Genomic DNA, 24,910 nt, shown 5'->3' with positions numbered 1-24,910 from the left:
GGTCAATCCTGCGTGACCGCCTCGCCGAAGAGCTCGACCGAGGTGAGGTGCAGGTCGCCTTCGCGGACGTGCAGCGTTCGCTCGACCGTGTCGAAGGTGCCGAACGCGTCGCCCGTCGACCAGAAGATCCGTCGCACGTCGGGAGTCCGCGGCGCGAACCGCATCACCCCGGTCCGTCCGTCGTAGTCAAAGCCGGTCAGCGCGATCACCGCACCCCAGCTCGCCATCGCCCGCGCGTAGTGGTGACCGCACTCCGCCTCGTCGAACGGGTTGCGCCGCTCCCCGTCGTACCGGGCCCGGATGTCGGCGATCACCTTCAGCCCCTCGTCGACCAGGCCCTCCGCGATCATGCCGACCGCGAGGATGTGCTCGAACCCGGTCATCACCTCGCTGAAGTACGGGAACGGCCGCTCGGGCCGGTTGCCGCGCGGATAGCTGCACATCAGTACGGCGGACTCGTCGCCCAGCACGTAACTGCGCATGTGGTTGAAGTGCCCGGAGAACCCGGAGAGCCCGTTGTGCTTCAGGATGCTGCGCAACGTCGTCACGACCCGGTCCGGATCGAGCAGGGTGCCGAGTTGGGTCAGCCGAGCGAGGTGCTGCCCGACCAGTTGATCGACGAGGCAGCCGTCGCCCAGTTGCAGCACGGGATGGGTCGGATCGGCGGCGCCCATCCGTTCGCGGAGGCCGGGTGCGATGTCGTCCGCGGACGCCGGCGGGCGGATCTCGTGCCGGTAGTACTCGCCGTTGAACAGGTGCTCCTCCATCCACGCACTGCCGTTGTCGAAGAGCTTGCGGCACTGGGCTGCGAGATCCTCGACGCCGAGGTAGTGCGCCATTTCCTCGCACGCGCGCAAGGCCGCCAGGTACCAGGACTGCATCTGCGGGTTGGGTCCGTAGTACTCGACGTCCATCGTGTTGTGCTGGCAGCCCTCCATCACGCCATCACGGTCGGCGTCCCATCCGCCGGGGATCCAGCAGAACTCGAGCGCCCGCCGGGCCGCGGGCCACAGCGAACGCAGCAGCTCGTCATCGCCGCTGAGTCGCCAGTCGCGATACAGCTTGACCAGGCACCCGAGCTGACCATCGGCGGCGGCGACCCGCCACTCGGTCGCGCTGGTCTCGAGGGGGAGGCCGACCCGGAAGCTCATCAGCCCTTGATCATCGGTTGCGTGGGCGAACTCGACCTCACGCATCGAGCGCGCGATCTGACCGAACAGGAACGGTGTGGCCTGCTCGTAGTTCCACACATGCGTGCAACTGCCGAAGCAGCTGCCTTCGTGGTCGGAGCATCCCTCCCAGCCGAAGAACCGTCCATCCGGCGTGCGGAAGACCGTCTGGGTCCGCAACGTGCTCAGGTTGAACAGCGCCGCCTCGTGAACCTGCGCCGGCAGGTCACTGCCGAGGAAGTCCGTGACGAAGGCGACCGTACGACGTTCCAGCTCGTCGAGCTGCGCTGCGAAGCGGCAGAGCATGGTCCAGACGTCGGCGATCAGCGTCGTGTAGTAGTTGCCGACGATGTCAGGCTTCTCCCAGGCACGCCGGTTCGGGAAGTGCCAGCCGAGCAGGAAGGTGAAGCGTTCGGTCGCGCCCGCGGCGACGGTACGGCGATCGGCCACCGAGGCGATCGGGGTCGCGGACTCGCTCGTACGCTCGTCGAGCCGGCCATCAGCGCAGAAGTCGTCCCAGAAGTCGAGCAGGCTGTCGCCCCAGGTGCGATCCGCCCAGCCGGTCCGGCGGCTCACATCCTGGCCGTCCAGCACTGCCAGCCCGATCGAGCCGTACTGCTCCGCGGCGGGATCGACCTCGCGGCTGCGCAACAGCACACCGTCGGCGCGGACTTCCGGTCCGCCGGTGGCGGTGGCGGTGGTGTTGTAGTTGCCCGCGGCAACGTCTGTGGTGCCGTCCCGGCCGATGAAGTTCTGCAGCGATCCAGCCAGCGACACGGTCAGAGCCTCGGCTCCACGGTTCGTCACGACGAAGCGGAGTACGGCGACCGGCCAGGAGCTCGCCTCGACGTCGGTGGGGACGAGTGGGTTGAACGCCTCCAGCTGCACGTCGACCGGTACGTCGTCGTCGCGGAGTTCGAGCCGGCCGAACGGGTACGCCGTACTGAAGGAGGCTTCGCGGAAGCGGGGGAGGCCGTGGTTCTGGGCGGCGCTGCCGTGGGCGCCTTCGTACTCACTCAGGTCGAGCGGGCCTTCGACGGCGCGGGTGGTCACGCTGCCGTCGCCGGATTCGGTGCGGATCGCGAAGAACGCCGTACCGGGGTGGAAGCCCTTGGCCGGGCGGTTCACGATCTCCCAGTCGCGGAGGTTGCCGCGGCCGCCGAGGGAGACCGTCCCGGTGCCGATACCGCCGAGCGGGAGGGCGATCCGGCGGAGCTGGCGGCCGGTGTATGTACGAAGCTGGGGCCAGGTCGTCATGTGATCCGACCCTAATCGCCGCGCCCGCCGGAGAAATCGATCTCCGGCGGGTCGGGTCGACCGATCGGTCAGGCGTCGGCGGTGGTGAGCGCCTGCGCCTCGACCGCGGAGTGGTTCGCCGGGACGCGCAGGTGGGACAGCGGCTTCCAGTCGGAAACCTATGCATCTCCATCGTTGGAACGGTGGACCACATCACTGTCGAGATTCGTGCTGTGGCGGGCGCGGGCGGCTTCGATGTCGGGGACGTGTTCCTCGGCCCAGAGCCGTACGGCGCGGAGCGGTACGAGGAGCGAGTGTCCCAGTGGCGTCAGGTCGTACTGGACGTGCGGTGGGTTCTCGTCGTACTCGTGCCGGCTGATCAATCCGTCGCATTCCAGGGAACGGAGGGTCTCGGTCAGGACCTTCGGAGTGATGCCCTGGATGTGCGCTCTCAGTTCGGTGAAGCGGCGCGGGCCGTCGGCGAGGGCATTGACCACGAACACGGTCCACCGGGCGCCGATGCGGTGGAGCACCGTGCGGCTCGGACAGGTCGCGGCCATCACGTTGTACGCCTTGCCCATGGGGACCCCCAGTTCCGTTGAAGATACCGGTATCAAATCCATACCGTTGCACCTGATCCTACGAGAGGGAGTGACACAGATGGAACGGATCCTGGTCATCGGCGGCGCACGGGCGCTCGGGGCGGCCGTGGCGCGGCGGGCGGCGGAGGACGGGTACGAGGTGGTGATCGGGGCGCGTGATCTGGCTGCGGCTCAGCTGCTCGCAGGCGAGATCGGCGCGACCGCGATCCACATCGATCTGCAGGACGAGACGACGATCGCGGCTGCGGCCGATCGACTGGCCGACGGAATCGACCACATCGTGACGACCGGTTCGGCGCCGCACGACGTTCGTGCCGTCGAGCTGGATCGCGACAAGCTGGTGGGAGCGGTCACGGCAAAGCTGATCGGACCGATGCTGGTCGCGAAGCACTTCGCGAAGGTACTGCGGCCCACCGGGTCGATCGTGCTGTTCTCCGGCGTCGTCGGGTGGCGGCCGGGCCCGGGCTCGCTCGTCAAGGGCGTGACGAACGGCGCGGTCGAGTACCTCGCTCGCCACCTCGCCGCGGACCTCGCTCCGGTGCGGGTCAACGCGATCTCGCCCGGGGTCGTGGACTCCGGCGCGTGGGACCGGCTCGCCGACAAGAAGGCCGGCCTGCTGAGCAAGAGCGCCGCCGGGACTCTGGTGGGACGGCACGGCGAGACCGAGGATGTCGTCGACACGGTGATGTGGCTCCTCCGCGCAGGCTTCATCTCTGGCGAAACGATCCACCTCGAAGGCGGCGCTCGCCACAAGACCGCCTGACCGCCCGACCGCGTGCCATCAGAGCTGTTGGGCGATGGTTGCGGCGGCTTCCGCCGGCCCGTTCGCGGCGGCGTACAGCTTCTGGATTTGTTCGGCGGCCTCGGCGTGGGTTGGGGTGTCGAGCATCTGGGTCGTCAGGGCGGCCAGGGTGCCGGGGCGGGCGCGGCGGGCGGCGCCGTTCGACCAGGGCGACGTTGAGGTCCTGTTCGATGTGGAGCGGGATGCCGAGGAGTGGGGTGCCGCTGGCCATGGCGGTTTGGACGCTGCCCTGGCCGCCGGTTGTGATCGCGAGGTTGACCTGTGGCATGACCAGATGACTGGGCAGGACTCCCTCGATCAGGATTCGGTCGGTGGCCAGGTCGCCGAGGTCGTGGATGGTGCCGGCGACCAGGATTCGTACGTCGAGCCGGCTCAACTCGGCGATCGCCGTACGGACCTGGGTGGGCGGGGTCGAGGTCATGGCGAGGTAGATCGTCGGGCCGGGGAGGTCGAGGAACTTCTGCACCCTGGCTGGGATCGGGAGGTCCAGTTGCGCGAACAGCGGGCCGACCGCGGCGAGACGCGCGCCGGCTCGATAGCCCTTGCCGGGTGTCCAGGCGGCCAGTTCGGTGGCGGAGATTCCGAGCACTTCGGGGATCTCGGGGACCAAGGACAGGTCGCCGAGCAGGAGGGCGGCCAGGCTGGGGACGCCTTCCACGCCGAGCTCCGCGGCGACACGGTTGAAGCCGCCGCAGTACGCCGTGATGCGGTTGGGGGTCCGATTGACGAGGAAGCGGGCCAGCCAATCGGGTGCATGCTTCAACCGTGGATCCACCGGCCGGGTCGGCGCCGGTAGCAGGCGATGCTCGAAGACCGGCGGTACGAAGCTGCCCGCGTGTTCCGTGATCACCTGTACGCCGGCCAATCGCGACGAGAGCAACGTGGTCAGGGTGAATCCGGTGACGGCGACCGTGATCCCGTGGGTCCGGAAGTACTCGGCCTCGGCCGCGACGTACATCCGGATCTCGGCGTCGTCGTACATGCTCTGCCGGGGATCGCCGAGGCCGACGGCCGAGCCGACGAAGGCGGCCGCGCGGGCGGCGGAGAGTCCCGGGCCGAGAACGTCGTACCCGATGCCGGCCTCGGCCAGCAGGCGTTCGTGGGGGCCGCCGTGGGTGGCGACGCGGACCTCGATGCCGAGCTGGGTCAGGGCGCGGTGAAGCTCGAGCATGCGGGAGGTCTCGGACAGGTAGGCGCAATGCGTCAGCAGGCAGATCACGGTTGCCCCCTTCGACAGTGATAGGTAATATATTGCCTATGTCGTCAGGGGACAAGGGCCGGAAGCTGTTCGGGATCGGCGCGGGCTCGGAGCTGGCGCCGTCGGTGCGGGCATTCCGGACCGCTCTGATGCTTGCGCAGAAACTGCGCTACGAGATGGACGAGCGACTGCGTGCGGACGGGCTCACCACGCAGCAGGCCGCGCTGATCACCGCCGTCAAGGCGATGGGGAAGCCGTCGCTCGCGGAGGCCGCGACCACGCTCGGGAGCACACATCAGAACGTCGCCCAGATCGTCGCGGCCCTGCAGCGCAAGGAGTTGCTGCAGGTCGAGCCGGATCCGGCCGACCGGCGTCGCAAGTTGCTGTCGGCAACTAACAACAGCGCCACGTACTGGCGAGAGCGGGACGCGGGGGACATCGCCGCGATCGATGACTGGTTCGCGGACCTGAGCCCGGCCGAGCTCGAGACGTTCTGCGACCTCGCCGACCGCGTGATCGCCAGAGTCAACCATGCTTAAGGCCGCGCTGGGCAGCACCGCGTTCTTCTTCGCAGCGCCGTGCGTGGTGGGCGGCCTGGTGCCGTGGTGGGTGAGTGGGTGGGCGGCGCCGCGGTTCTGGCCGGGCTTCGTGGTGGTGGCGGCCGGTGCGTTCGTCGTACTGCGGGCGTTCGTGCGGTTCGTCCGGGAAGGACGGGGCACGCCGGCGCCGGTGGCTCCGACGGAGGAGTTGGTCGTGGGCGGCGACTATCGCTTCGTCCGTAACCCCATGTACGTGGGCGTGGTGACCGCGATCCTCGGGCAGGCGCTGGTCTTTCTCGACCCATGGGTGCTGGCGTACGGCGTACTCGCGTGGGCCGTGATGGCGTCGTTCGTGCGCTTCTACGAGGAGCCCGTACTGCGGGAGCGATACGGCCGGCAGTACGAGGACTACTGCCGGACCGTGCCCGCGTGGCTGCCTAGGTACCGAAGCGGCTGAGTGGAATCGGGCCGGGCGGAACTCCGGAGGCTTTCCCTCATTTATCGGGTGAAAGGTGTATCGACGGCGTTGTAGGTTGACGCAATGGACAAGCGCTTTCTCGGTCGGACCGGGCTGGAAGTCAGTGAGCTGTGCCTTGGCACGATGACGTTCGGCAGCGAGACCGACCAGTCGACCGCCCACCGGATCCTGGATGATTTCGTCGCCGCGGGCGGCACCATGATCGACACCGCCGACACCTACTCCGCCGGTGTCTCCGAGGAGATCATCGGCAGCTGGCTCAAGACCAGGAACCGCGACGACCTGGTGATCGCGACCAAGGTGTACGGCGAGGCCGGCCCCGGACTGCCCGTCCGCGGGGCCGGTCGCAAGCACATCCTCGCCGGCGTCGACGCGAGCCTGCGGCGGCTGCAGACCGACTTCATCGACCTGTACCAGATCCACGTCTTCGACGACGCGACTCCGCTGGAAGAGACGCTGACCACGCTCGACACCCTGGTCACCAGCGGGAAGGTCCGGTTCATCGGCGCCAGCAACCTGACCGGCTGGCAGCTACAGAAGGCGATCGACCTCTCCCGTCACCACGGCCTGGAGCCGTACGTCTGCCTGCAGCCGCTCTACAACCTGCTCGACCGCGACGCCGAGCTCGACCTGATCCCGGTGTGTCAGAACGAGGGCGCCGGCGTGATCGCCTGGAGCCCACTGGCCGGCGGCTGGCTGTCCGGCAAGTACACCAAGGACGCGGGTGGCCCGCCGGCCGGCAGTCGCAGCAGCCAGGCCGACTGGGACAGCCACGACAACGATCGGACCTGGCGGGTGCTCGACGCCCTCCGCGCGGTCGCGGCCGAGGTCGACCGGACGCCTGCCCAGGTCGCGCTGCGGTGGGTGATGCAGCGGCCGGGACTGACCGCGCCGATCATCGGGGCGCGGACCCCGGACCAGCTCGCCGACAATCTGGGCGCGACGGGATGGAGCCTCGACGACGACCAGCTGCGCCGGCTGACCGAGGCCGGCGACGGTCCGCTGCCCTATCCGCACAACATCCTGCGCCTCCCGCAGTTCGTCCGCCGCCCCAGCTGACCGGAGCACTCGACCTCAGGGCGCAGTACCCCCGGGTGCTGCGCCCTCTTCGTGCCCGAATGTGCAGTGCTGCAAAGTTGCATCGTTAATAGTTTGCAGTGAGTGCAAGAATCCGCCTAGCCTGGACGGGTGATGCAGGCAGACGGTGGGTTGCGGGAGCGGAAGAAGCGGGAGACGCGGGCGGCGCTGGCCGACGCGGCGCTGCGGCTGGCGCTGGAGAAGGGGCCGGACCATGTCACGGTCGAGGAGATCGCCGAGGCGGCGGATGTCTCGGTCCGGACCTTCTTCAACTACTTCCCGCACAAGGAGCACGCGATCCTCGGGCGCAACCCCGAGCACCTCGAGCATGCCCTGGAGCGGATGCGGACCGCGCCCGCCGAAGAGTCGCCGCTGACCACGATGTGGTTCGTCATCCGCGACCTGCTGCGTGATCTCGAGAGCGACGGCGAGTTGTCGCGGCGCGGAGAGCTGATCAGGCAGTCGCCGAACTTGGTCTATCAGCTCTTGATGTCCAGCTTCGACGACGAGCGGCAGCTGACCGCCGCGCTGGCCGAGCGGCTGGGCGAACCGGACGGTTCGGTCCGGGTGGCGCTGATCGTCGCCGCCGCCGGCGCGGCCTGCCGGGTGGCGATGGAACTGCACAAGAACGCCCCGGACCGGTCCGTCGGCGAGCTCGTCGACGAGGCCTTCCACTTGCTTGCCCAAGGCCTCGATCCCGCCTTCGGGCCGGACCACAGCAACCAGAAAGGTCACTCATGACAACGACCTCTTCGCCCACGCCCGAGTCGGTGTCGGGTGAGGTCACTGCCACTGACGAAACCCCGGCCACCGGCCTGACCCCGCGGCAGACCATCCAGGCTATCTCCGGCCTGATGATGGGCATGTTCGTGGCGATCCTGGCCGGCACCGTGGTGTCGACCGCGCTGCCGCGGATCATTCACGACCTGGGGGCGAGTCAGTCCTCCTACACCTGGGTCGTCACCCTCGAACTGCTCACGATGACGGCCACGGTGCCGTTGTGGGGCAAGCTCGCCGACCTCTACAACAACAAGCTGCTGGTCCAGCTGTCGCTGGGCTTCTTCGTGATCGGCTCGCTCGTCGCCGGCTTCGCCCCGAACATCGAAGTACTGCTGGGCAGCAGGGTTCTGCAGGGCCTCGGTGCCGGCGGTCTGACCGCATTGGTGCAGATCGTGATGGCGGCGATCATCCCGCCGCGCGAGCTCGGCCGGTACTCCGGGATCTTCGGTGCGATCTTCGCCTCGGCCACCGTCGGCGGTCCGCTGCTCGGCGGTTTCCTGGTCGACTCGCCGCTCGGCTGGCGGGCGTGCTTCCTGGTCGGCGTGCCGTTCGTGCTCGCCGCGATCGTGCTGCTGCAGCGCACGCTGAAGCTGCCGACAGTGCGCCGGGAGGTGAAGATCGACTGGTGGGGCGCGTTCCTGATCACCGCCGGGGTGAGCACGCTGCTGGTCTGGTCGTCGTTCGCCGGCAACAAGTTCGAATGGGTGTCCGGCTGGAGCTTCGTGCTGGTTGCGGTGGCGCTCGTGGCGCTGGTGGCCGCTGTACTGGTCGAGCGCCGGCACCCCGAGCCGATCATCCCGATGGACCTGTTCCGCAACCGCACGGTGACGCTGGCCATCGTCGCCAGCGCGCTGGTCGGCGTGGCGATGTTCGGTGGCTCGGTGTTCCTGGCGCAGTACTTCCAGATCGCGCAGGGCTATACCCCGACCAAGGCCGGGCTGATGAGCCTGCCGATGATCCTGGGCATGATGGTCGCGTCCACGATCGCCGGTGGGCTGATCACGAAGTACGGCAAGTGGAAGGTCTACCTGGTCGTCGGTAGCGTGCTGCTGCCGATCGGGCTGGCGCTGTTCGGCACGATCGACGCGCACACCTCGAAGTACATGCTGTGGGCGTTCATGATCGTCCTCGGTGTCGGCATCGGCCTGGTGATGCAGAACCTGGTGCTCGCCGCGCAGAACGACGTACCGGCGCGAGAGCTGGGCGCGGCCACCTCGGCGGTGAGCTTCTTCCGCAGCATGGGCGGCACCATCGGCGTCAGTGTGCTCGGTGCGATCCTGGCGAACAAGGTCACCGAGACGCTGAACCCGGGCGGTGCCTCGTCCGGCGGCAGCGGCGCGGTGCCGAACGTCGCCGAGCTACCCGAGCAGGCTCGAGCCGTCGTCGAGAACGCGTACGGCGCGGCGACCGCGGACCTGTTCACGATGTCGGTGCCGTTCGCGGTGCTCGCGCTCCTCGCTGTCCTCTTCATCAAGGAGAAGCCCCTCCTCACCACGAGCGGAGCCGAGCGCCGCGCCGCAGAAGAGCCTGACATCTCAGCGCCCCACTAACGACGTCCTTCACACGCCGCCATCGTGCAAACGACGTCGTCAGTGGGACGCTAGATGCATGATCGTTGCATTCAGCATCAGCCCTTCCGGCGGTGACGAGACCGGAGGCGTGGGCCAGGCGGTGGCCGAAGCCATTCGCGTGGTCCGCGCCTCCGGTCTGCCGAACGAGACCAACGCGATGTTCACCAACATCGAGGGCGAGTGGGACGAGGTGATGGCCGTGGTCAAGCAGGCCGTCGACGCCGTCGCCGCCGCTTCGCCGCGGGTGAGCCTCGTGCTGAAGGCGGACATCCGCCCCGGCTACACCGGCCAGCTCACCGCGAAGGTCGAACGGATCGAGCAGGCCCTAGCCGACTGAGTTGAGGATCCCGATCACCTGGTCGTAGCGGTTCTCCCGTTCCGCATCGCGCAGGAAGCGGACCCGGTCGACGAGGATCTCGTCGGCGTCCGGGTGCTGCCGGAGCAGGTCCATCGTCTCGGTGAGGTACTCCTCCAGCGGCATCGCCCGCTCGTCGTCCTCCTGGTTCAGCAATGCGGTCCGGACGGCAGGTGGGACCACCTCGATGACCTGGACCCCGGCGTCCGCGAGCTGGATCCGCAGGCTTTGGGTGTAGCTGTGGATCGCGGCCTTGGTGGCGCTGTAGGCCGGCGTGATCGTCAGCGGGACCGACGCGAGACCGGAGGACACCGCCAGGATCGCCGGATCGCGCTGCTTCAGCAGGTACGGCGTGAACGCGGTGACGGTGCGGATCGTGCCGAGCAGGTTGATCTCGATCGTCTGCTCGGCGGTCGCGAGGTGACCGGGATCGCGGAGGTCCTCGACCTGCATGATGCCGGCCATCGTGATCAGCACGTTGACGTCATGGGCGCTAGCGCCGACAAACTGGGGCTGCTGGGTGTCTTGGGCAGTCAGTCGATGAGCTCTGGACAGGACTTTGATCCGGAGTTAATTTAAGTCCTGAAATTTCGTAATGTTCCGCACCGGAAAGGGCCGCCCCCCATGCTTTCCGATCGCTTCCGCCTGCCCACGTTCCTGCTCGCCTTCGTGCTGCTGGTCAGCACCCTCTCCATCACGCCCGCGACTGCTCAGGTCCAGGCGAACTTCAACGTGCTCGCGTTCTACAGCGGCACCTGGGACGCCGCGCATATCGACTTCGAGAAAGAGGCGAACCAGCGGTTCCCGCAGTTCGGGGCGCAGAACGGGTTCACCTACACCGCCACGAACAACTGGGACCAGCTCAACAACCTGACGGCGTCGCAGTACCAAGTGGTGATGTTCCTCGACGACTCGCCGCACACCGACGCGCAGCGCACCGGGTTCCAGCGCTACATGGACAACGGTGGCGCGTTCTTCGGCTTCCACGTGTCGGCGTACAACGACGCGAGTGGTGGCTGGCCGTGGTTCAACAACACGCTGCTCGGGACCGGGCGCTTCCAGTCGAACACCTGGGGACCGACCGCGGTCACGCTGAAGGCGGAGAACCGATCGCACCCTGCGCTGGTGAACACCGGCGCGACGTTCCAGTCGTCGGTGAGTGAGTGGTACAGCTGGCAGAACGACCTGCGGAACAACCCCGACATCCAGATCCTGGCGTCGATCGACCCGTCCAGCTTCCCGGTCGGCACCGACCCGAACCAGACCTGGTACAGCGGCTACTACCCGATCATCTGGACCAACAAGAACTACAAGATGATCTACGCGAACTTCGGCCACAACGCGATGAACTACGAGACCAACACCCGGCTCTCGTCGACCTTCGACAGCCCGGCCCAGAACCAGTTCATGATGGACGCGCTCAAGTGGCTGGGTGGCGCCGGTACGACGCCGCCGGCGGACCAGCCGTCGCCGACCGCCTGGTACACGATCGCCAACAAGGCCAACGGAAAGTGCGTCGACGCCCGCGCGGCCGCGACCGCCAACGGGACCGTGATCCAGCAGTACAGCTGCAACTCCACGCAGGCACAGCAGTTCCAGTTCCAGCCCACGTCCGGCGGCTTCACCCGGGTGAACAACCGCAACGACGCGACCAAGGTCATCGACGTGACCGGGGTGTCCGCCGCCGACAACGCCGGCCTGCAGTTGTGGACGTACAGCAACGGCAACAATCAGCAGTGGCAGGCCGTCTCCGAAGGCAGCGGGTACTTCCACTTCGTCAGCCGCCTCAGCACCAAGTGCCTGACCGTCCCCAACGGCTCCACCGCCGACAGCACGCAACTCGTCCAACTCACCTGCAACGGCACCGCGGCGCAGTCTTTCCAGCTGACGATTGCCTGACCATGGACTAGGTTCACGCGCATGAGAATCCTGCGTGTGGCCGCTGTGGCGGCAGGAGGTCTGCTGTTGATGTCCCAGCTCGTCCCCGCCCAGGCGAGCGGCGGACCGTCGTACCAGTGGAAGCAGACGCCGACCGGGAGTACGGCGCAGTTCCGCGGGTTGTCGGCGGTCAGCAAGGACGTCGCCTGGGTGGGCGGGACCGAAGGGCAGGTGCTGCGGACCGTCGACGGCGGGAAGCACTGGCAGAACGTCAGCCCGCCCGGTGCCGGCGCACTGCAGTTCCGCGATGTCGAGGCGTTCGATGCGCAGCGGGCGCTGGTCCTGTCGATCGGCACCGGCGAGGACTCGCGGATCTACCGGACCGTGAACGGCGGCAAGACGTGGACGGAGACGTTCCGGAACACGGATGCGAACGCTTTCTACGACTGCTTCGCCTTCAACGACCACAAGCACGGGCTGGCGTTGAGCGACCCGGTGGACGGGAAGTTCCGGATCGCGGCGACCTCGGACGGCGGCAAGTCGTGGAAGGTCCAGTCGAACGCCGGCATGCCGGCCGCGCTGACCGGTGAGTTCGCGTTCGCGGCGAGCGGGACCTGCCTGGTCGCCGGACCCGGCCGGACGGCGTGGTTCGCGTCCGGCGGCGGCGACCGGCCGCGGGTGTTCCGGACCGTTGACGGCGGCAAGCACTGGACGGTCGCCGACTCGCCGATGGCCAGTGGTGAGGCGGCCGGGATCTTCAGCCTCGCCTTCCGCGGGCCACTGTTCGGGGTCGCGGTCGGTGGCGACTTCCTCAAGCCGACCGAGGCCGTGAAGGCCGCGTCGGTCACGTACGACGGCGGCCGCACCTGGAAGCTGGTCGCGGCGGACAAGGCGCCGAAGGGGTACCGGAGTGGGTCGTCCTTCGTGCCGTGGTCGCTGTCGACGGTAGTCGCGGTCGGTCCGTCCGGGAGCGACGTGAGCTACGACGGCGGACGCAGCTGGAAGCAGTTCTACGACGGCAGCTTCGACAGCGTCGAATGCGCCGGCCACGGGTCCCACGCGGGCTGCTGGGCCTCGGGTGCCAAGGGCGCCGTCGCTCGACTCGTGCACTGACGTTCAGACCGGCGACACTCGGTGGTAGTGCGGGTGTCGCCGGTTTTCCGGAACGATGGACGCATGCGTAAATTGCTAACGGTTCTTCTCGTGGGGTTCTTGATGGTGATTCCAACCGTTGCCGCGGCTCAGCCGGACGCCGGGCGTCCAGGCCGGCCGTTGACGGTGATGACGTACAACATCCACCACGGAGCCGGGATCGACGGAGTCCTCGATCTCGAGCGGATCGCCGTATTGATCCAGAAGTCCGGTGCGGATGTGGTCGGGCTGCAGGAGGTCGACCGGCACTGGGACGTCCGGAGCAACTGGGTCGACCAGCCGGCCTGGTTCGCCGAGCGGCTCAAGATGCACTACGCGTACGCCGCCAACCTCGACCTCCCGCCGGTGAACCCGGGCGAGCCGCGGCGCCAGTACGGTACGGCGATCCTGTCGAAGTACCCGATCAAGGACTTCACCAACACCCTCCTGCCGCTCTACCCGACCGGGGAGCAGCGTGGGCTCGCGGTGGCGAGCATCAAGGTTCGCGGCGCCGACCTGCGGTTCGCGAACACGCACCTGACCAGCAACAACAACGCCGAGCGGCTGGAGCAGGCGCGGAAGGTGATCGAGCTCCTGGGTACGTCGAACGTCCCGACGCTGCTCGTGGGTGACCTGAACGCGACGCCGGAGAAGCCGGAGATCAAGACCCTGACCGCGGTGCTCGACGACACCTGGACCGAGGTCGGTGTCGGCCCGGGCTACACGATCGAGGCCGGCGACCCGACCAAACGGATCGACTTCCAGTTGCACAGCGCCGGGCTGAGCCCGGTCAAGGCCGAGGTCCCGGTCACGCCGGCCTCGGACCACCTGCCCGTCGTCGCCACGTTCACTCTGTACTGACAACCCACGTCGCGGCGCCCATCCGGCCTCCGGATGGGCGCCGTTGTCATGCCGTCGCGAATTACAAGCTTGTAGTTTGTCAAGCCGACACGCAGGTGCAACAAAGATACTTGTGTGAATGGTGTTCCCAATGGGGCTGCGGGCAACTAGTGTCACGTATGTGGTCCATGAGGACCAAAAGTTCACGAACCCTGGGGAAGGGGTTCGTGACCGGCGGAAGGAACGATTCCGATGCGGACGCCCTCGAGGGCCACGTCCGGCGGGCGGGTCGGGAGCACTGGGAAGACCGGTAGGGCACTGCTCTCCGGGGTGCTCGCGATCTGCCTGGCCGGCTCGATGGCCATCCAAACGGTCCCGGCCGAGGCCACCAAGCCGAAGCCGCCGGTCATTCCGTCCAAGGCCGCGGTCGAGCGGGCCAAGCAGGCCGCCGCCTCGAAGGCCGGCCAGGTGGCCGCGATCGAGCGGCAGCTGGCCGCGGCGAACGCGCGGCTCGAGCAACTCGGCATCCAGTCCGGGATTGCGGACGAGGCGTACAACGGCGCGGTGTACAAACTGCAGCAGGCCAAGGCCGAGGCGGCCGCCGCGGCGGCCCGGGCGGCGAAGGCGCAGCAGACCCTGGCCGTCCAGCGGCAGCAGATCGGCCGGTTCGCGGCGGCGTCGTACCAGGGTGGTGGCGACGTGGCGAAGATCGCGCCGCTGTTCACCGCCGACGGTCCGCAGCAACTGCTCGACTCGGCCGGCGCGGCGCGCTCGGTGTCGACCGCGATGCAGGGGTCCTACCTGCGGTACACCGCGACCCAGGTGGTCACGAACCTGTTCAAGGTGCAGGCCGACCAGGCCGTGGTCAAGGTGAAGCAGGCGACCGACGAGGCCGCCAAGGCGAAGCAGGCGGCCGAGGACGCGGAGGCCGCCCAGGCCGCCGCGGTGACCGCGATGGGCGTGCAGCGGACCCAGTCGATCGCGCAGCTCGCCGTACTGCAGAACACGTCGGTCCGGGTGGCCGCCCAGCGGCAGCGGGGGCTCGAGGAGCTTGCGCGGCAACGCGCCGCCGCACTCGCCGCGCGGAAGGCCGCCGAGCTGAAGCGGCGGATCGCCGCCCGGGAGGCCGCCGAGCGGGCCCGGGAGAAGGCCGAGCAGGCGCGGGAGAGGGCCGAGCAGGCGCGGGAGGAGAAGGAGGCCCGCGAGCAGGCGAAGAAGAACCACGGCAAGAAGCCGCCGAAGCAGCACAAGCCGGACCGGCCCAGCAACGACAACGGCAACGACAACGGCAACAGCCACAGCACGCGCCGGGGAGCGCAGGCGGCGATCGACTTCGCGATGTCCCAGCTCGGCGACATGTACCTGTGGGGCGGGACCGGCCCGTCCCGCTGGGACTGCTCCGGTCTGATGATGGGCGCGTGGGAGCGGGCCGGTGTCCAGTTGCCGCACTACAGCGTCGCGCAGTACGAGCAGGTCCGGCACATCGACGAGGACGAGCTGCGGCCGGGCGACCTGATCTTCTGGGCAGTGAACCCGGATGACCCGGGGACCATCCACCACGTCGCGATGTACCTCGGCAACGGGCGGATGATCCACGCGCCCCGGACCGGCCAGCCGGTGCAGATCGCCAGCGTCTTCTACTGGATCCCGCCGAACTTCTTCGGCCGGCCCTGATCGCCCCTAGACCAGCCGATGTCCGCCCTCGACATGCAGGACGGTGCCAGTGATGAACCCGTTGCGTAGCAGGGCGATGATCGCGTCCGCGATGTCCTTGGTCCGTCCGATCCGGCCGACCGGGAGGCGGGCCGCCATCGCCGCCAGGGTCTCCGCGGTCGCGTCACCGGCCACGTCCTGCCAGATCGGCGTGTCCACCCAGCCCGGCGACACCACGTTGACCCGCAACGGCGCCAGCTCGACCGCCAGCGCCGAGGCCAGCGACGCGAGCGCGCCGTTGAGTGCCGCGAGCAACGATGCCCGGGGCCCCGGCCGGTACGCCGCGATCCCGGACGTGAACACGATCGAGCCGCCGGGTTCGAGGACGGACGCGCCGTGTTTGGCGAGCAGCAGCGGGCCCAACAGTTTGGAGTCGACCGCGGACCGCGCAGCGTTCACGTCGTACTCACTGATCGGCTGGTAGGCGCCACCGACATCGGCGGCGGTGGTGACGATGTGACTCACCGTACCGGTGGTCGCGAACAGCCGCTCGATGTCGCGCTCGACCCCGAGGTCCATGGCCACGGCCCGTACGCCGAGCTCGCGGCGGACCGTGTCGAGCTTGCCGGCGGAACGGCCGGCGATCGTCACTTCGCTGCCTTGGGCAACGAGTTCGGCGGCGAGCGCGCGGCCCATGCCGGAGCTGCCGCCGACGATCACTACGTGTTCTTGCACTGACGACTCCCTTTGATTGTTGGCGTTTCGAGCCAACCACCGCGGGTGTCAGTCCGCCACGACTTGTTGCCTAACGACGGTGAGGCCCGGGCTAACGGTCATCGCCTGGAGCACCGGGTTGCGCGAGTCGGTCCGCCAGACGGCGGCGTACCTGGCGATCAGAGGGCGACCCTTCAAAGGCCGCCAGACGACGTCGGGGGTCGCGGCGCGGCGGGAGCCGAGGCTGATCGCGGAGCGGCGGACGAGGAGGGCGGAGCGGAGCTGGGAGTGGCTCATGCTGATGCCGCTGAGCCGGATCCCGCTGCCGAGGCGGATGAGCGCGTCGTCGTAGAACTCCGGTGCCGCGGCGCGCGGGATCCACATCAGCTCGTACCCGGCGAGGTCGTCGAGGGTGAGCTCGCTGCTCGCCGCCAGCGGATGGGTCGCGGCCAGCAGTACGCCGAGCTCCTCGGCGCCCAGGTGCTCCGAGGTCATGGCCGGCGGCAAGGTCAGTGGGGTGCGGACCAGGCCCAGGTCGATCTCGCCGGCGATGAGCATCCGGAGCTGGTCGGTGGTGGTGCCGGCCGCCAGGGTCACGGTGCTGTTCGGGAAGGCTTCGGTGGCGAGCTGTTCGAGGGCGGCGGGCAGCCACCCCGGGATGCCGTTCAGCAGGCCGAGCCGGAGCACCGGTTCGTCCAGGCCGGCCACCCGGCGCGTGTCCTTCAGCGCCAGGCCGGCCGCCTGGATCGTCTCCCGGGCCCTGGCCAGGAAGATCTGCCCGGCCGGGGTGAGCTCGACGCCGCGGCTGTGCCGGATCAGCAGGGTAGTGCCGACCTCACGTTCGAGCTGTTTGATCTGCTGGCTGAGGGTCGGGGTGGAGATGTGCAGCCGCCCGGCGGCCCGGCCGAAATGCAGTTCTTCCGCGACACCCACGAAGTACCGCATCTGCCGCAGCTCCACCAGGCGACCTTATCCGCCCTCGTCTTCCTCGACCTTGTGCACGGATCAACCATCGAAAGCGCCCGCCGGCGGTTGATCCGTGCACAAGGTTGCCCGGTCAGGGGTGGTGGGTGGGTCAGGTGGTCGCGATGAGGCGTCCGAGGTTGGTGCGGGCGTCGAGGGTTTCGTGAATGCGGACGACCTCGGTCAACGGATAGGTGGCGTGGACGACCGGGCGCAGGTCGCCGTTCTGCCAGCGGCGGGTGACCTCGGCGATGTCGGCGCGGGCCTCGTCCGGGCGGGCCTGGCGCCAGCCGAGCATTCCCACGCCGGAGACGGTCTTGAGTCCGAACAGGCCCATCGCCGAGACGGTCGGGAGTTCGGTGGTGATGGCGCCGTACGTGATCGTGGTGCCGAGGGGTGCGACCAGGTCGAGGCCTTGGTCGAAGACCTTGCCGCCGACCGCGTCGAGGACCGTGTCGACGCCGTCGGGTGCGATCTCGCGGACCTTGGCCGGCCAGTCCGAGTCGGTCAGGTCGACGCCCTCGGCGCCGAGCTCCCGGATGAAGTCGAGCCGCTTGGCCGACGACGCCGTACCGATGATTGTCTTCGGGTCGAAGAAACGGGCCAGCTGGACGGACAGGTGGCCGACGGTGCCGGCCGCGGACTGGATCAGCACAGTGCACTACCACGTACTGGCGAGCCTGGCCGACGACGGCGAAGCCGTCCAGGCGACGCTGGCCGACCGGATCGTGCTGAACCGCAGCGACCTGGTCACCGTGCTCGACGAGCTGGAGGCGCTGGAGTACGTCGTACGCCGGGTCGACCCGGCCGACCGCCGGCGGAAGATCGTCGCGATCACGGCGACGGGGAAGAAGCAGTTGGTCGCGATGGACCAGCTGATCTACGCGGCCGAGGCGGAGTTGCTCGAGCCCCTGAGTGCGAGTGAACGCAAGACTCTGCTGGAGTTGCTGGGCCGGCTGACCGCGGAGTGAATCCGCCGGCGCCGCGAGTGCGGGCCGGCGGCGTCGCTGCTCAGTGGCCTTCGGTTCAGTGGCCTTCGGTCTTCAGGCGGGCGAAGGAGGCGGTGATCTCGGCCTCGGCGTCGGCGCGGCCCACCCAGGTGGCGCCTTCGACGGACTTGCCGGGCTCGAGGTCCTTGTAGACCTCGAAGAAGTGCTGGATCTCGAGCCGGTCGAACTCGGGCACGTGGTGGATGTCGCGCAGGTGCTCCTGGCGCGGGTCGCCGGCCGGGACGCAGAGGACCTTGTCGTCCGGCCCCTTCTCGTCGGTCATCCGGAACATGCCGATGGCGCGGGCCCGGATCAGGCAGCCTGGGAACGTCGGCTCGGGCAGCAGCACCAGCGCGTCCAGCGGGTCGCCGTCCTGGCCCAGGGTGTCCTCGATGAAGCCGTAGTCGGACGGGTACTGAGTGGCCGTGAACAGGGTGCGGTCCAGGCGCAGCCGGTTCGTCTTGTGGTCCAGCTCGTACTTGTTGCGAGTGCCCTTGGGGATCTCGATGAAGACGTCGAACTCCATACGGCAGATACTGTCACGGTTCCGACCGACCGACTGACAGGAGCAGCCCGGTGGCTCGTCCTCCCCGTGCGGTGTTCGTCACGCTGCTCGCCACGGCCCTTTGTGTGGGCCTGGTGAGCGGAGCAGGCGCCGTACCCGGATCAGTGCAGTCCGCCCAGCAGGCTCCCGTCGTACTGGCGCCGGCCAAGGGCGAGGGCGTCGCACCGACGGCGGCCGGCGTCCAGAAGGCGCTCGCCGCGTTCCTCAAGGACCCATCCCTCGGCAAGCACCGGGGCATCTACGTGTACGACGCCTCACGCGGCCAAGCGGTCTTCTCCGCCGGTACGGCGACTCCGTTCACCCCGGCGTCCACGCTGAAGCTGCTGACGACGGTCTCGGCGCTGGAGACCCTCGGAGCCGATCACACCTTCACCACGAAGGTGGTCAGCGCGGCCAACGGCTCGATCGTCCTGGTCGGTGGTGGTGACCCGTTGCTAGCCACGAAGCCCGCGGCGAGCTCCGACTTCCCGGCCCGTGCCACCCTGCAGACGTTGGCCGCGAGTACAGCGAAGGCACTGAAGGCGCAGGGCGTCACGCGCGTCACTCTCGGCTATGACGCCTCGCTCTTCACCGGTCCGGCCGCCAACGCGAACTGGGAGCCGAACTACCTGCCCGAAGGCATCGCGGCCCGCACCTCGGCGTTGTGGGTGAACGAGGGGCGGCTCTCTCCGGGCATGGCCAAGCGCTCGGACGCTCCGGCGCAGGCGGCCGCAGCCGCGTTCGCGAGGCTCCTGGCCGGTTACGGGATCACCGTGGCGCCGGCTGTCCGCGCCGCGGTCGCTCCGGCCGCAGCGAAGCCCATCGCGCAGGTGGCGTCGCCCACGCTGGGCCAGATCGTCGAGTACATCAACCTGCACAGCGACAACGACGGCGCGGAGGTGCTGCTGCGCCAGGTCGGCCTGGCGACCAAGAACGGCGGTTCGTACGTCGGCGGTGTCAAGGGCGTCCGGGAGACGCTCACCAAGCTCGGGCTGGACGTCAGCAAGGCGCGGATCTTCGACGGCAGCGGCCTGACACGGGCCAACAAGGTTCCGCTCGAGCTTCTGGCAGGTGCGGTCCGGGTGGCGGCGTCGGAGGACCACCCGGAGCTGCGGCATCTGCTGACCGGTCTGCCGGTCGCAGGCTTCACCGGCAGCCTGGAAGACCGCTTCGTCGCGCCCGGTACGAGCACCGGCACCGGACTGGTCCGTGCGAAGACCGGGACGCTCACCAACGTCCACAGCCTGGCCGGGCTGGCCCGTGACCGCACGGGCACGCTTCTGGTGTTCGCGATCGCCACGGACAGCGTCGCGCTCCCGCAGACCCTCAACGCTCGCGCCGCCCTCGACCGGGCCGCCGCAGCCCTCGCCAACTGCGGCTGCGCTGTCTGATCGGAAGCGTGTCTTGGGACATACGACTAGGGTCGGAACATGAGTACGGCGGAAGGCGGGACCACGGCCGAGATGGTCGACTGGCAGCTGGCGACCGGAGTGGCGCGCAAGCTGCTGCGCCCCGGACCGGCGGTCAGCCGCGCGGAGGCGGACCAGGTAGTGGCCGAGTTGCGGCAGTTCGCGGCCGACTCCGAGCACCACGTCCGGGAGTTCACGGGACTGCAGGCCACGTCGGCCACGGCGCCGGTCGTGATCGTGGACCGGCCCGGCTGGGTGCAGGCGAACGCGGACGGTTTCCGGACCGTGCTGCAGCCGCTGGCCGACAAGCTGCGGGAGAAGGCGGAGCGGACCGGCGGGCTGTCCTCGGCGGTCGGCTCACGGGTGACGGCCATCGAGGCCGGCGCGCTGCTCGCCTTCCTCTCTTCTAGGGTGCTGGGCCAGTTCGACCCGTTCTTCCCGGCCGAGCCAGACCCGGAGCGGCCCGATCTGACCGGCCGGCTCCTGCTGGTGGCGCCCAACGTGATGCACGTGGAGTCCGAGCTGGGCGTCGTACCGCGGGACTTCCGGCTGTGGGTGTGCCTGCACGAGGAGACGCACCGGGTGCAGTTCACGGCGGTCCCGTGGCTGCGGGACCACCTGCGGTCCGAGATCGCTCTGTTCCTGGACCAGGCCGAGCTGGACGCATCGGCGTACGCGGCGATGTTCCGGGAGGCTGTGCAGCGGCTGGGCCGGTCGATGCGGGGTGAGACCGAGCTGAGCCTGGTGGATCTGATGCAGTCGCCGGAGCAGCGGGCGGTGCTGGACCGGCTGACCGCGGTGATGTCGCTGCTCGAGGGCCACGCGGACTTCGTGATGGACGGGGTCGGGCCGTCGGTGATCCCGACCGTGGAGACCATCCGGTCCAAGTTCACGTCGCGCCGCCAGAGTGGCAACCCGGTGGACCAGCTGCTGAAGCGGCTGCTCGGGCTGGACGCCAAGCTGCGGCAGTACAAGGACGGCGCCGCGTTCGTCCGCCGAGTGGTCGACCAGGTCGGCATGGACGGGTTCAACCGGGTGTGGACCGGTCCCAACACGCTGCCGACCAAGAACGAGATCGCGAACCCCGATGCCTGGGTCGCCCGGCTCCACGGCTGAGCCGCCGGGCCGGTCCACGGCCGAGGAGCTGGTCCAGCACCGGAGAGGGAAGCTGCACCCCGCCGTGGCGCGCACCCGGGAGGCGATCCGGAGCATGCTGTCCGAGCTGCCGCACAGTACGACGGTCCTGGTGGCGTGCTCGGGTGGCACGGACTCGCTCGCCCTGGCCGCGGCGACCGCCTTCGAGGCGCCCAAGCTCAAGCTCCGCGCCGGTGCTGTCATCGTCGACCACGGTCTCCAGGCGGACTCCGCCCATGTCGCCGAGACGGCCGCCGAGCAGTGCCGGGGGCTCGGACTCGACCCCGTCCTGGTCCGCCCGGTAGAGGTCGGCAGCGATGGCGGTCCGGAGGCGGCGGCCCGGTCGGCCCGGTATGACGCGCTCCGCGACGCGGCCGACGAGTTCGGGGCGGACGTCGTACTGCTGGCCCATACTCGCGACGACCAGGCTGAGACCGTGCTGCTGGGGCTGGCCAGAGGGTCGGGTGCGCGTTCGCTGGCCGGGATGGCTCCGGTGGCCGGACTGCTCCGGCGGCCGTTTCTCGAGCTCCCACGCGCCACCACGGCGGCCGCGTGCATCGCGTCCGGGCTCCGGCCGTGGCACGACCCGCACAATGACGATCCGCAGTACACCCGGGTCAGAGTTCGCCACGAGGTGCTTCCGGTGCTGGAAGAGGCACTCGGACCTGGAGTGGTCGAGGCACTGGCCCGTACGGCGGGACTCCTCCGGGCGGATGCGGATGCACTCGACATGCTCGCCGCGGACCTGGCGGAGACGGCGGTCCGGCGTACTGACGATCAAGTGCAGTGCGACGTCGGAATGCTGGCGGACGAGCCCGCCGCGCTGCGGACCAGGGCGCTGCGCCAGGCGGCCCTCGAAGCCGGTTGCCGGGCCACCGACCTCACCGCCGGGCACATCGCGGCCGTCGACGCACTGGTGACGGACTGGCGCGGACAGCGATGGATCGATCTGCCCCAGGGGGTCCGCGCAATCCGCCGGGGCGGGTTCATCGTCCTGGGTCCGGATGTGACAGGCTGATCGTGTGGATGCGGCGGACATCGAGAAGGACCTGACCAAGATCCATTACACCGAGGACCAGATCCTGGCGAAGCTGCGGGAGCTGGCGGGGCGGATCGAGCAGGACTACGAGGGCAAGGACCTCCTGATGGTCGGCGTCCTGCGGGGCGCGGTGATGGTGATGGCCGACCTGGCCCGGTCGTTCAGCCGGCACGTGGAGATGGACTGGATGGCCATCTCGTCGTACGGCTCCGGGACGAAGTCGTCCGGTGTGGTCCGGATCCAGAAGGACCTGGACACCGACATCACCAACCGGCACGTGCTGATCGTCGAGGACATCATCGACACCGGGCTGACGCTGAGCTGGCTGGTCAGCAACCTGGAGTCACGGAAGCCGGCCTCACTGGAGCTGTGCACCGCGTTCGTGAAGCCGGGCGCGGCCAAGATGCGGGTCCCGGTCAAGTACGTCGGGCTGGAGCTGCCGGACGAGTTCGTGGTCGGGTACGGGCTCGACTACGCGGAGAAATACCGGAACCTGCGCAGCGTGGCGACGCTCGCGCCGCACGTCTATTCCTGACGACGCCGGGGCGGTGGGGCGGGGAAAGTCCTAAACTGGTCCCTCGGGGCGGACTTGGTGACGGCCTGTACAACAGGTCGTACCGTCTTTGGTGACCCTCGTGGTGTGTTGTCTTGTGCGACACGAGACACTTGGACTGGTGTTACCGTCTCAAGCCCGCATACCCGGGCCTGCCGAGCTAGGAGGGACGGGGCGTAGGCCTCGATCATGGACGTGAAGCGCATCTTCCGCGGACCCCTGTTCTGGATCGTCGTCGCCTTCCTGGGCGTACTGGTGATCGGACAGCTCCTGACCGGCTCGACCGGGTACAAGTCCGAGCCGACCGGCCAGGTCGTGCAGCAGATCCAGCAGGCGAAGTCGTCGAGCGACAAGACGATCAAGTCGGTGACGCTGATCGACCCCGACCAGGAGATCCGGGTCGAGAAGACCGACGGCACCAAGATCAAGGCGAACTGGGTCGACGGTCAGGCCGACACCCTCGGGGCCGACCTGCAGTCACTGTTCCAGAGCGGCAAGATCGAGCGGTACAACGTCGAGAACCCGAAGCCGAGCTTCATCGGCCAGGTGTTCTCCACGCTGATCCCGTTCCTGCTGATCGCGGTCGTCTTCATCTTCTTGATGAACTCCATGCAGGGCGGCGGATCGCGGGTGATGAGCTTCGCCAAGTCCAAGGCCAAGCTGATCACCAAGGACACACCGAAGACCACGTTCGCGGACGTGGCCGGCTGTGACGAGGCGATCGAGGAGCTCGGCGAGATCAAGGAGTTCCTGCAGGAACCGGGGAAGTTCCAGGCGGTCGGGGCGAAGATCCCGAAGGGCGTCCTGCTCTACGGCCAGCCGGGTACCGGTAAGACGCTGCTGGCCCGCGCGGTCGCCGGTGAGGCGGGCGTGCCGTTCTACTCGATCTCCGGTTCGGACTTCGTCGAGATGTTCGTCGGTGTCGGTGCCTCCCGGGTGCGCGACCTGTTCGAGCAGGCCAAGACGAACGCCCCGGCGATCGTGTTCATCGACGAGATCGACGCCGTCGGCCGGCACCGTGGTGCGGGCCTCGGCGGTGGTCACGACGAGCGCGAGCAGACGCTGAACCAGCTGCTGGTCGAGATGGACGGCTTCGACATCCGGGGCGGTGTGATCCTGATCGCGGCCACCAACCGGCCCGACGTGCTCGACCCGGCGCTGCTGCGGCCCGGCCGGTTCGACCGGCAGATCGCCGTCGACGCGCCGGACCTGCCCGGTCGCGAGCAGATCCTCAAGGTGCACGCGCGGGGCAAGCCGATGGCGCCGGACGTGGACCTGCGGGCCGTCGCCCGTCGTACGCCGGGCTTCACCGGTGCCGACCTGGCCAACGTGCTGAACGAGGCCGCCCTGCTCACCGCACGGAACAACCTGCAGGTGATCGACAACCGCGGGCTGGACGAGGCGATCGACCGGGTCATCGCCGGTCCGCAGCGCCGCAGCCGGCTGATGTCGGACAAGGAGAAGGTGCTGACGGCGTACCACGAGGGTGGACATGCTCTGGTCGCCGCCGCGCTGCCGCACTCCGACCCGGTGCAGAAGGTGACGATCCTGCCGCGGGGCCGGGCGCTCGGATACACGATGGTGATGCCGGACGAGGACAAGTACTCGACCACCCGGTCCGAGATGCTGGACAAGCTGGCCTACATGCTCGGTGGCCGCGCGGCCGAGGAGATGGTCTTCCACGATCCGACGACCGGCGCCAGCAACGACATCGAGAAGGCGAGCGCGCTGGCCCGGGCGATGGTCACGCAGTACGGCATGACCGAGCGGCTCGGCGCGATCAAGTTCGGCTCGGACGGCAGTGAGCCGTTCCTGGGCCGCGACTTCGGCAGCCAGCGGAACTACTCCGAGGAGATCGCGGCCGCGGTCGACGAGGAGGTCGGCAAGCTGATCCTGAACGCGCACCAGGAGGCCTTCGACATCCTGGTCGAGAACCGCGCGGTCCTGGACCACCTGGTCGAGGAGCTGCTGGAGAAGGAGACCCTGGACAAGAACGAGATCGCCCGGGTCTTCCAGCCGGTGGTCAAGCGGGAGCGGCGGCCGGCCTGGACCGGTTCGTCCACGCGGGTGCCGTCGGACCAGCCGCCGGTGATGCCGGTGCCGACCCGCGCCGAGCAGAACGGCTCGCTGTCGGATGTCCTGCCGGGCGGTTCGGTCGGCCCGGACGAGGCAGTGCGCCCGCCGACCTACGGCAGCGGCCCCACCCCGCCGTCACCGAACGACTGAGCTGACACCACAGCGCCGCCACCCATCCGG

The 24,910-nt window shown here is 68.7% G+C and carries 25 protein-coding genes; 17 read left to right on the top strand and 8 right to left on the bottom strand.

Annotated features, from left to right (window positions below; translation table 11 throughout):
- Nucleotides 1-2: 2 nt before the first annotated feature.
- On the bottom strand, nt 3-2,426 hold the full coding sequence (locus tag ACXC9Q_RS09870; RefSeq protein ID WP_457056174.1) for a GH116 family glycosyl-hydrolase: 2,424 nt from the start codon (nt 2,424-2,426) through the stop codon (nt 3-5).
- Nucleotides 2,427-2,584: 158 nt separating this feature from the next.
- Nucleotides 2,585-2,986: a winged helix-turn-helix transcriptional regulator gene (locus ACXC9Q_RS09865; protein ID WP_457056173.1), complete on the bottom strand. Its 402-nt coding sequence runs from the start codon at nt 2,984-2,986 to the stop codon at nt 2,585-2,587.
- 79 nt (nt 2,987-3,065) lie between these two features.
- Here ACXC9Q_RS09865 and ACXC9Q_RS09860 point away from each other — a divergent pair, with 79 nt between their 5' ends.
- Nucleotides 3,066-3,770: an SDR family NAD(P)-dependent oxidoreductase gene (locus tag ACXC9Q_RS09860; protein WP_457056172.1), complete on the top strand. Its 705-nt coding sequence runs from the start codon at nt 3,066-3,068 to the stop codon at nt 3,768-3,770.
- Here the strand turns inward: ACXC9Q_RS09860 and ACXC9Q_RS09855 are convergent.
- Nucleotides 3,715-5,028 (bottom strand): hypothetical protein, encoded by a 1,314-nt coding sequence (locus ACXC9Q_RS09855; protein WP_457056171.1) that lies wholly within the window; start codon nt 5,026-5,028, stop codon nt 3,715-3,717. The genes ACXC9Q_RS09860 and ACXC9Q_RS09855 overlap by 56 nt on opposite strands.
- A gap of 38 nt (nt 5,029-5,066) precedes the next feature.
- Here ACXC9Q_RS09855 and ACXC9Q_RS09850 point away from each other — a divergent pair, with 38 nt between their 5' ends.
- The 6 genes from ACXC9Q_RS09850 to ACXC9Q_RS09825 all read left to right on the top strand — a co-directional run bounded on the left by ACXC9Q_RS09850 (nt 5,067) and on the right by ACXC9Q_RS09825 (nt 9,789).
- Nucleotides 5,067-5,546, top strand: coding sequence for a MarR family winged helix-turn-helix transcriptional regulator (locus ACXC9Q_RS09850; RefSeq protein ID WP_457056170.1), 480 nt, complete (start codon nt 5,067-5,069; stop codon nt 5,544-5,546).
- A complete protein-coding gene (locus ACXC9Q_RS09845; RefSeq protein WP_457056169.1) occupies nt 5,539-6,003 on the top strand; it encodes a methyltransferase family protein in 465 nt (154 codons plus the stop codon). The genes ACXC9Q_RS09850 and ACXC9Q_RS09845 overlap by 8 nt, the downstream gene beginning before the upstream one ends.
- Nucleotides 6,004-6,087: 84 nt before the next feature.
- Complete coding sequence (locus ACXC9Q_RS09840; protein WP_457056168.1) at nt 6,088-7,083, top strand: aldo/keto reductase; 996 nt, start codon at nt 6,088-6,090, stop codon at nt 7,081-7,083.
- 132 nt (nt 7,084-7,215) lie between these two features.
- A complete protein-coding gene (locus ACXC9Q_RS09835; protein ID WP_457056763.1) occupies nt 7,216-7,842 on the top strand; it encodes a TetR family transcriptional regulator in 627 nt (208 codons plus the stop codon).
- Complete coding sequence (locus ACXC9Q_RS09830) at nt 7,839-9,431, top strand: MDR family MFS transporter (RefSeq protein WP_457056167.1); 1,593 nt, start codon at nt 7,839-7,841, stop codon at nt 9,429-9,431. Before ACXC9Q_RS09835 ends, ACXC9Q_RS09830 begins: the two co-directional genes overlap by 4 nt.
- Nucleotides 9,432-9,489: 58 nt before the next feature.
- Nucleotides 9,490-9,789, top strand: coding sequence for a thiamine-binding protein (locus ACXC9Q_RS09825; RefSeq protein WP_457056166.1), 300 nt, complete (start codon nt 9,490-9,492; stop codon nt 9,787-9,789).
- Here the strand turns inward: ACXC9Q_RS09825 and ACXC9Q_RS09820 are convergent.
- Nucleotides 9,778-10,344 carry an SDR family NAD(P)-dependent oxidoreductase gene (locus ACXC9Q_RS09820; protein WP_457056762.1) on the bottom strand — a complete coding sequence of 189 codons (567 nt, stop codon included), beginning with the start codon at nt 10,342-10,344 and terminating at the stop codon, nt 9,778-9,780. The two genes, ACXC9Q_RS09825 and ACXC9Q_RS09820, sit on opposite strands and share 12 nt — an antisense overlap.
- 87 nt (nt 10,345-10,431) lie before the next feature.
- Between ACXC9Q_RS09820 and ACXC9Q_RS09815 the strand changes: the two genes are divergently transcribed.
- The 4 genes from ACXC9Q_RS09815 (at nt 10,432) to ACXC9Q_RS09800 (ending at nt 15,330) form a co-directional block, all read left to right on the top strand.
- On the top strand, nt 10,432-11,706 hold the full coding sequence (locus ACXC9Q_RS09815; protein ID WP_457056165.1) for an RICIN domain-containing protein: 1,275 nt from the start codon (nt 10,432-10,434) through the stop codon (nt 11,704-11,706).
- 21 nt (nt 11,707-11,727) lie between these two features.
- On the top strand, nt 11,728-12,798 hold the full coding sequence (locus tag ACXC9Q_RS09810; protein ID WP_457056164.1) for a WD40/YVTN/BNR-like repeat-containing protein: 1,071 nt from the start codon (nt 11,728-11,730) through the stop codon (nt 12,796-12,798).
- A gap of 102 nt (nt 12,799-12,900) precedes the next feature.
- On the top strand, nt 12,901-13,677 hold the full coding sequence (locus ACXC9Q_RS09805; protein ID WP_457056163.1) for an endonuclease/exonuclease/phosphatase family protein: 777 nt from the start codon (nt 12,901-12,903) through the stop codon (nt 13,675-13,677).
- 231 nt (nt 13,678-13,908) lie between these two features.
- Nucleotides 13,909-15,330: a C40 family peptidase gene (locus tag ACXC9Q_RS09800; protein ID WP_457056162.1), complete on the top strand. Its 1,422-nt coding sequence runs from the start codon at nt 13,909-13,911 to the stop codon at nt 15,328-15,330.
- A 6-nt stretch (nt 15,331-15,336) separates the two neighbouring features.
- Here the strand turns inward: ACXC9Q_RS09800 and ACXC9Q_RS09795 are convergent, their stop codons facing one another.
- The 3 genes from ACXC9Q_RS09795 to ACXC9Q_RS09785 form a co-directional block, all read right to left on the bottom strand.
- A complete protein-coding gene (locus ACXC9Q_RS09795; protein WP_457056161.1) occupies nt 15,337-16,044 on the bottom strand; it encodes an SDR family oxidoreductase in 708 nt (235 codons plus the stop codon).
- 48 nt (nt 16,045-16,092) lie between these two features.
- Nucleotides 16,093-16,983 carry a LysR family transcriptional regulator gene (locus tag ACXC9Q_RS09790; RefSeq protein ID WP_457056160.1) on the bottom strand — a complete coding sequence of 297 codons (891 nt, stop codon included), beginning with the start codon at nt 16,981-16,983 and terminating at the stop codon, nt 16,093-16,095.
- Between the two features lie 115 nt (nt 16,984-17,098).
- Complete coding sequence (locus ACXC9Q_RS09785; protein WP_457056159.1) at nt 17,099-17,641, bottom strand: quinone oxidoreductase family protein; 543 nt, start codon at nt 17,639-17,641, stop codon at nt 17,099-17,101.
- Here ACXC9Q_RS09785 and ACXC9Q_RS09780 point away from each other — a divergent pair.
- Entirely contained in the window at nt 17,616-17,957 is a 342-nt protein-coding gene (locus ACXC9Q_RS09780; RefSeq protein WP_457056158.1) for a MarR family winged helix-turn-helix transcriptional regulator, read from the top strand. The genes ACXC9Q_RS09785 and ACXC9Q_RS09780 overlap by 26 nt on opposite strands.
- Before the next feature lie 55 nt (nt 17,958-18,012).
- Here ACXC9Q_RS09780 and ACXC9Q_RS09775 read toward each other — a convergent pair whose 3' ends face one another.
- A complete protein-coding gene (locus ACXC9Q_RS09775) occupies nt 18,013-18,501 on the bottom strand; it encodes an inorganic diphosphatase (protein ID WP_328525793.1) in 489 nt (162 codons plus the stop codon).
- A gap of 50 nt (nt 18,502-18,551) precedes the next feature.
- Between ACXC9Q_RS09775 and dacB the strand changes: the two genes are divergently transcribed.
- The 5 genes from dacB to ftsH all read left to right on the top strand — a co-directional run bounded on the left by dacB (nt 18,552) and on the right by ftsH (nt 24,880).
- Nucleotides 18,552-19,910, top strand: coding sequence for a D-alanyl-D-alanine carboxypeptidase/D-alanyl-D-alanine endopeptidase (dacB, locus tag ACXC9Q_RS09770; protein WP_457056157.1), 1,359 nt, complete (start codon nt 18,552-18,554; stop codon nt 19,908-19,910).
- A 39-nt stretch (nt 19,911-19,949) separates the two neighbouring features.
- On the top strand, nt 19,950-21,044 hold the full coding sequence (locus ACXC9Q_RS09765) for a zinc-dependent metalloprotease (RefSeq protein ID WP_328525795.1): 1,095 nt from the start codon (nt 19,950-19,952) through the stop codon (nt 21,042-21,044).
- On the top strand, nt 21,016-22,080 hold the full coding sequence (tilS, locus tag ACXC9Q_RS09760; protein WP_457056156.1) for a tRNA lysidine(34) synthetase TilS: 1,065 nt from the start codon (nt 21,016-21,018) through the stop codon (nt 22,078-22,080). The genes ACXC9Q_RS09765 and tilS overlap by 29 nt, the downstream gene beginning before the upstream one ends.
- A gap of 4 nt (nt 22,081-22,084) precedes the next feature.
- A complete protein-coding gene (gene hpt / locus ACXC9Q_RS09755) occupies nt 22,085-22,636 on the top strand; it encodes a hypoxanthine phosphoribosyltransferase (RefSeq protein ID WP_328525797.1) in 552 nt (183 codons plus the stop codon).
- Nucleotides 22,637-22,843: 207 nt separating this feature from the next.
- The gene (gene ftsH, locus ACXC9Q_RS09750) at nt 22,844-24,880 is read left to right on the top strand and encodes an ATP-dependent zinc metalloprotease FtsH (RefSeq protein WP_457056155.1); all 2,037 of its coding nucleotides are present in this window, start codon (nt 22,844-22,846) and stop codon (nt 24,878-24,880) included.
- The last annotated feature ends 30 nt before the right edge of the window (nt 24,881-24,910 follow it).

This window comes from Kribbella sp. CWNU-51, from assembly GCF_054073265.1.
The sequence above is the reverse complement of the archived record's forward strand: the minus strand, read 5'-3'. Positions and strand labels throughout refer to the sequence as shown.

Excerpts from the sequence above, each read along its gene's own strand:
- tilS (WP_457056156.1), top strand. The coding sequence starts at position 21,016 with ATGCCTGGGTCGCCCGGCTCCACGGCTGAGCCGCCGGGCCGGTCCACG.
- ACXC9Q_RS09870 (WP_457056174.1), bottom strand. The coding sequence starts at position 2,426 with ATGACGACCTGGCCCCAGCTTCGTACATACACCGGCCGCCAGCTCCGC.
- ACXC9Q_RS09860 (WP_457056172.1), top strand. The coding sequence starts at position 3,066 with ATGGAACGGATCCTGGTCATCGGCGGCGCACGGGCGCTCGGGGCGGCC.
- ACXC9Q_RS09845 (WP_457056169.1), top strand. The coding sequence starts at position 5,539 with ATGCTTAAGGCCGCGCTGGGCAGCACCGCGTTCTTCTTCGCAGCGCCG.
- ACXC9Q_RS09775 (WP_328525793.1), bottom strand. The coding sequence starts at position 18,501 with ATGGAGTTCGACGTCTTCATCGAGATCCCCAAGGGCACTCGCAACAAG.
- ACXC9Q_RS09810 (WP_457056164.1), top strand. The coding sequence starts at position 11,728 with ATGAGAATCCTGCGTGTGGCCGCTGTGGCGGCAGGAGGTCTGCTGTTG.
- ACXC9Q_RS09850 (WP_457056170.1), top strand. The coding sequence starts at position 5,067 with ATGTCGTCAGGGGACAAGGGCCGGAAGCTGTTCGGGATCGGCGCGGGC.
- ACXC9Q_RS09805 (WP_457056163.1), top strand. The coding sequence starts at position 12,901 with ATGGTGATTCCAACCGTTGCCGCGGCTCAGCCGGACGCCGGGCGTCCA.
- ftsH (WP_457056155.1), top strand. The coding sequence starts at position 22,844 with ATGGACGTGAAGCGCATCTTCCGCGGACCCCTGTTCTGGATCGTCGTC.
- ACXC9Q_RS09840 (WP_457056168.1), top strand. The coding sequence starts at position 6,088 with ATGGACAAGCGCTTTCTCGGTCGGACCGGGCTGGAAGTCAGTGAGCTG.
- ACXC9Q_RS09835 (WP_457056763.1), top strand. The coding sequence starts at position 7,216 with ATGCAGGCAGACGGTGGGTTGCGGGAGCGGAAGAAGCGGGAGACGCGG.
- ACXC9Q_RS09830 (WP_457056167.1), top strand. The coding sequence starts at position 7,839 with ATGACAACGACCTCTTCGCCCACGCCCGAGTCGGTGTCGGGTGAGGTC.
- ACXC9Q_RS09815 (WP_457056165.1), top strand. The coding sequence starts at position 10,432 with ATGCTTTCCGATCGCTTCCGCCTGCCCACGTTCCTGCTCGCCTTCGTG.
- ACXC9Q_RS09825 (WP_457056166.1), top strand. The coding sequence starts at position 9,490 with ATGATCGTTGCATTCAGCATCAGCCCTTCCGGCGGTGACGAGACCGGA.
- ACXC9Q_RS09800 (WP_457056162.1), top strand. The coding sequence starts at position 13,909 with ATGCGGACGCCCTCGAGGGCCACGTCCGGCGGGCGGGTCGGGAGCACT.
- ACXC9Q_RS09865 (WP_457056173.1), bottom strand. The coding sequence starts at position 2,986 with ATGGGCAAGGCGTACAACGTGATGGCCGCGACCTGTCCGAGCCGCACG.
- ACXC9Q_RS09765 (WP_328525795.1), top strand. The coding sequence starts at position 19,950 with ATGAGTACGGCGGAAGGCGGGACCACGGCCGAGATGGTCGACTGGCAG.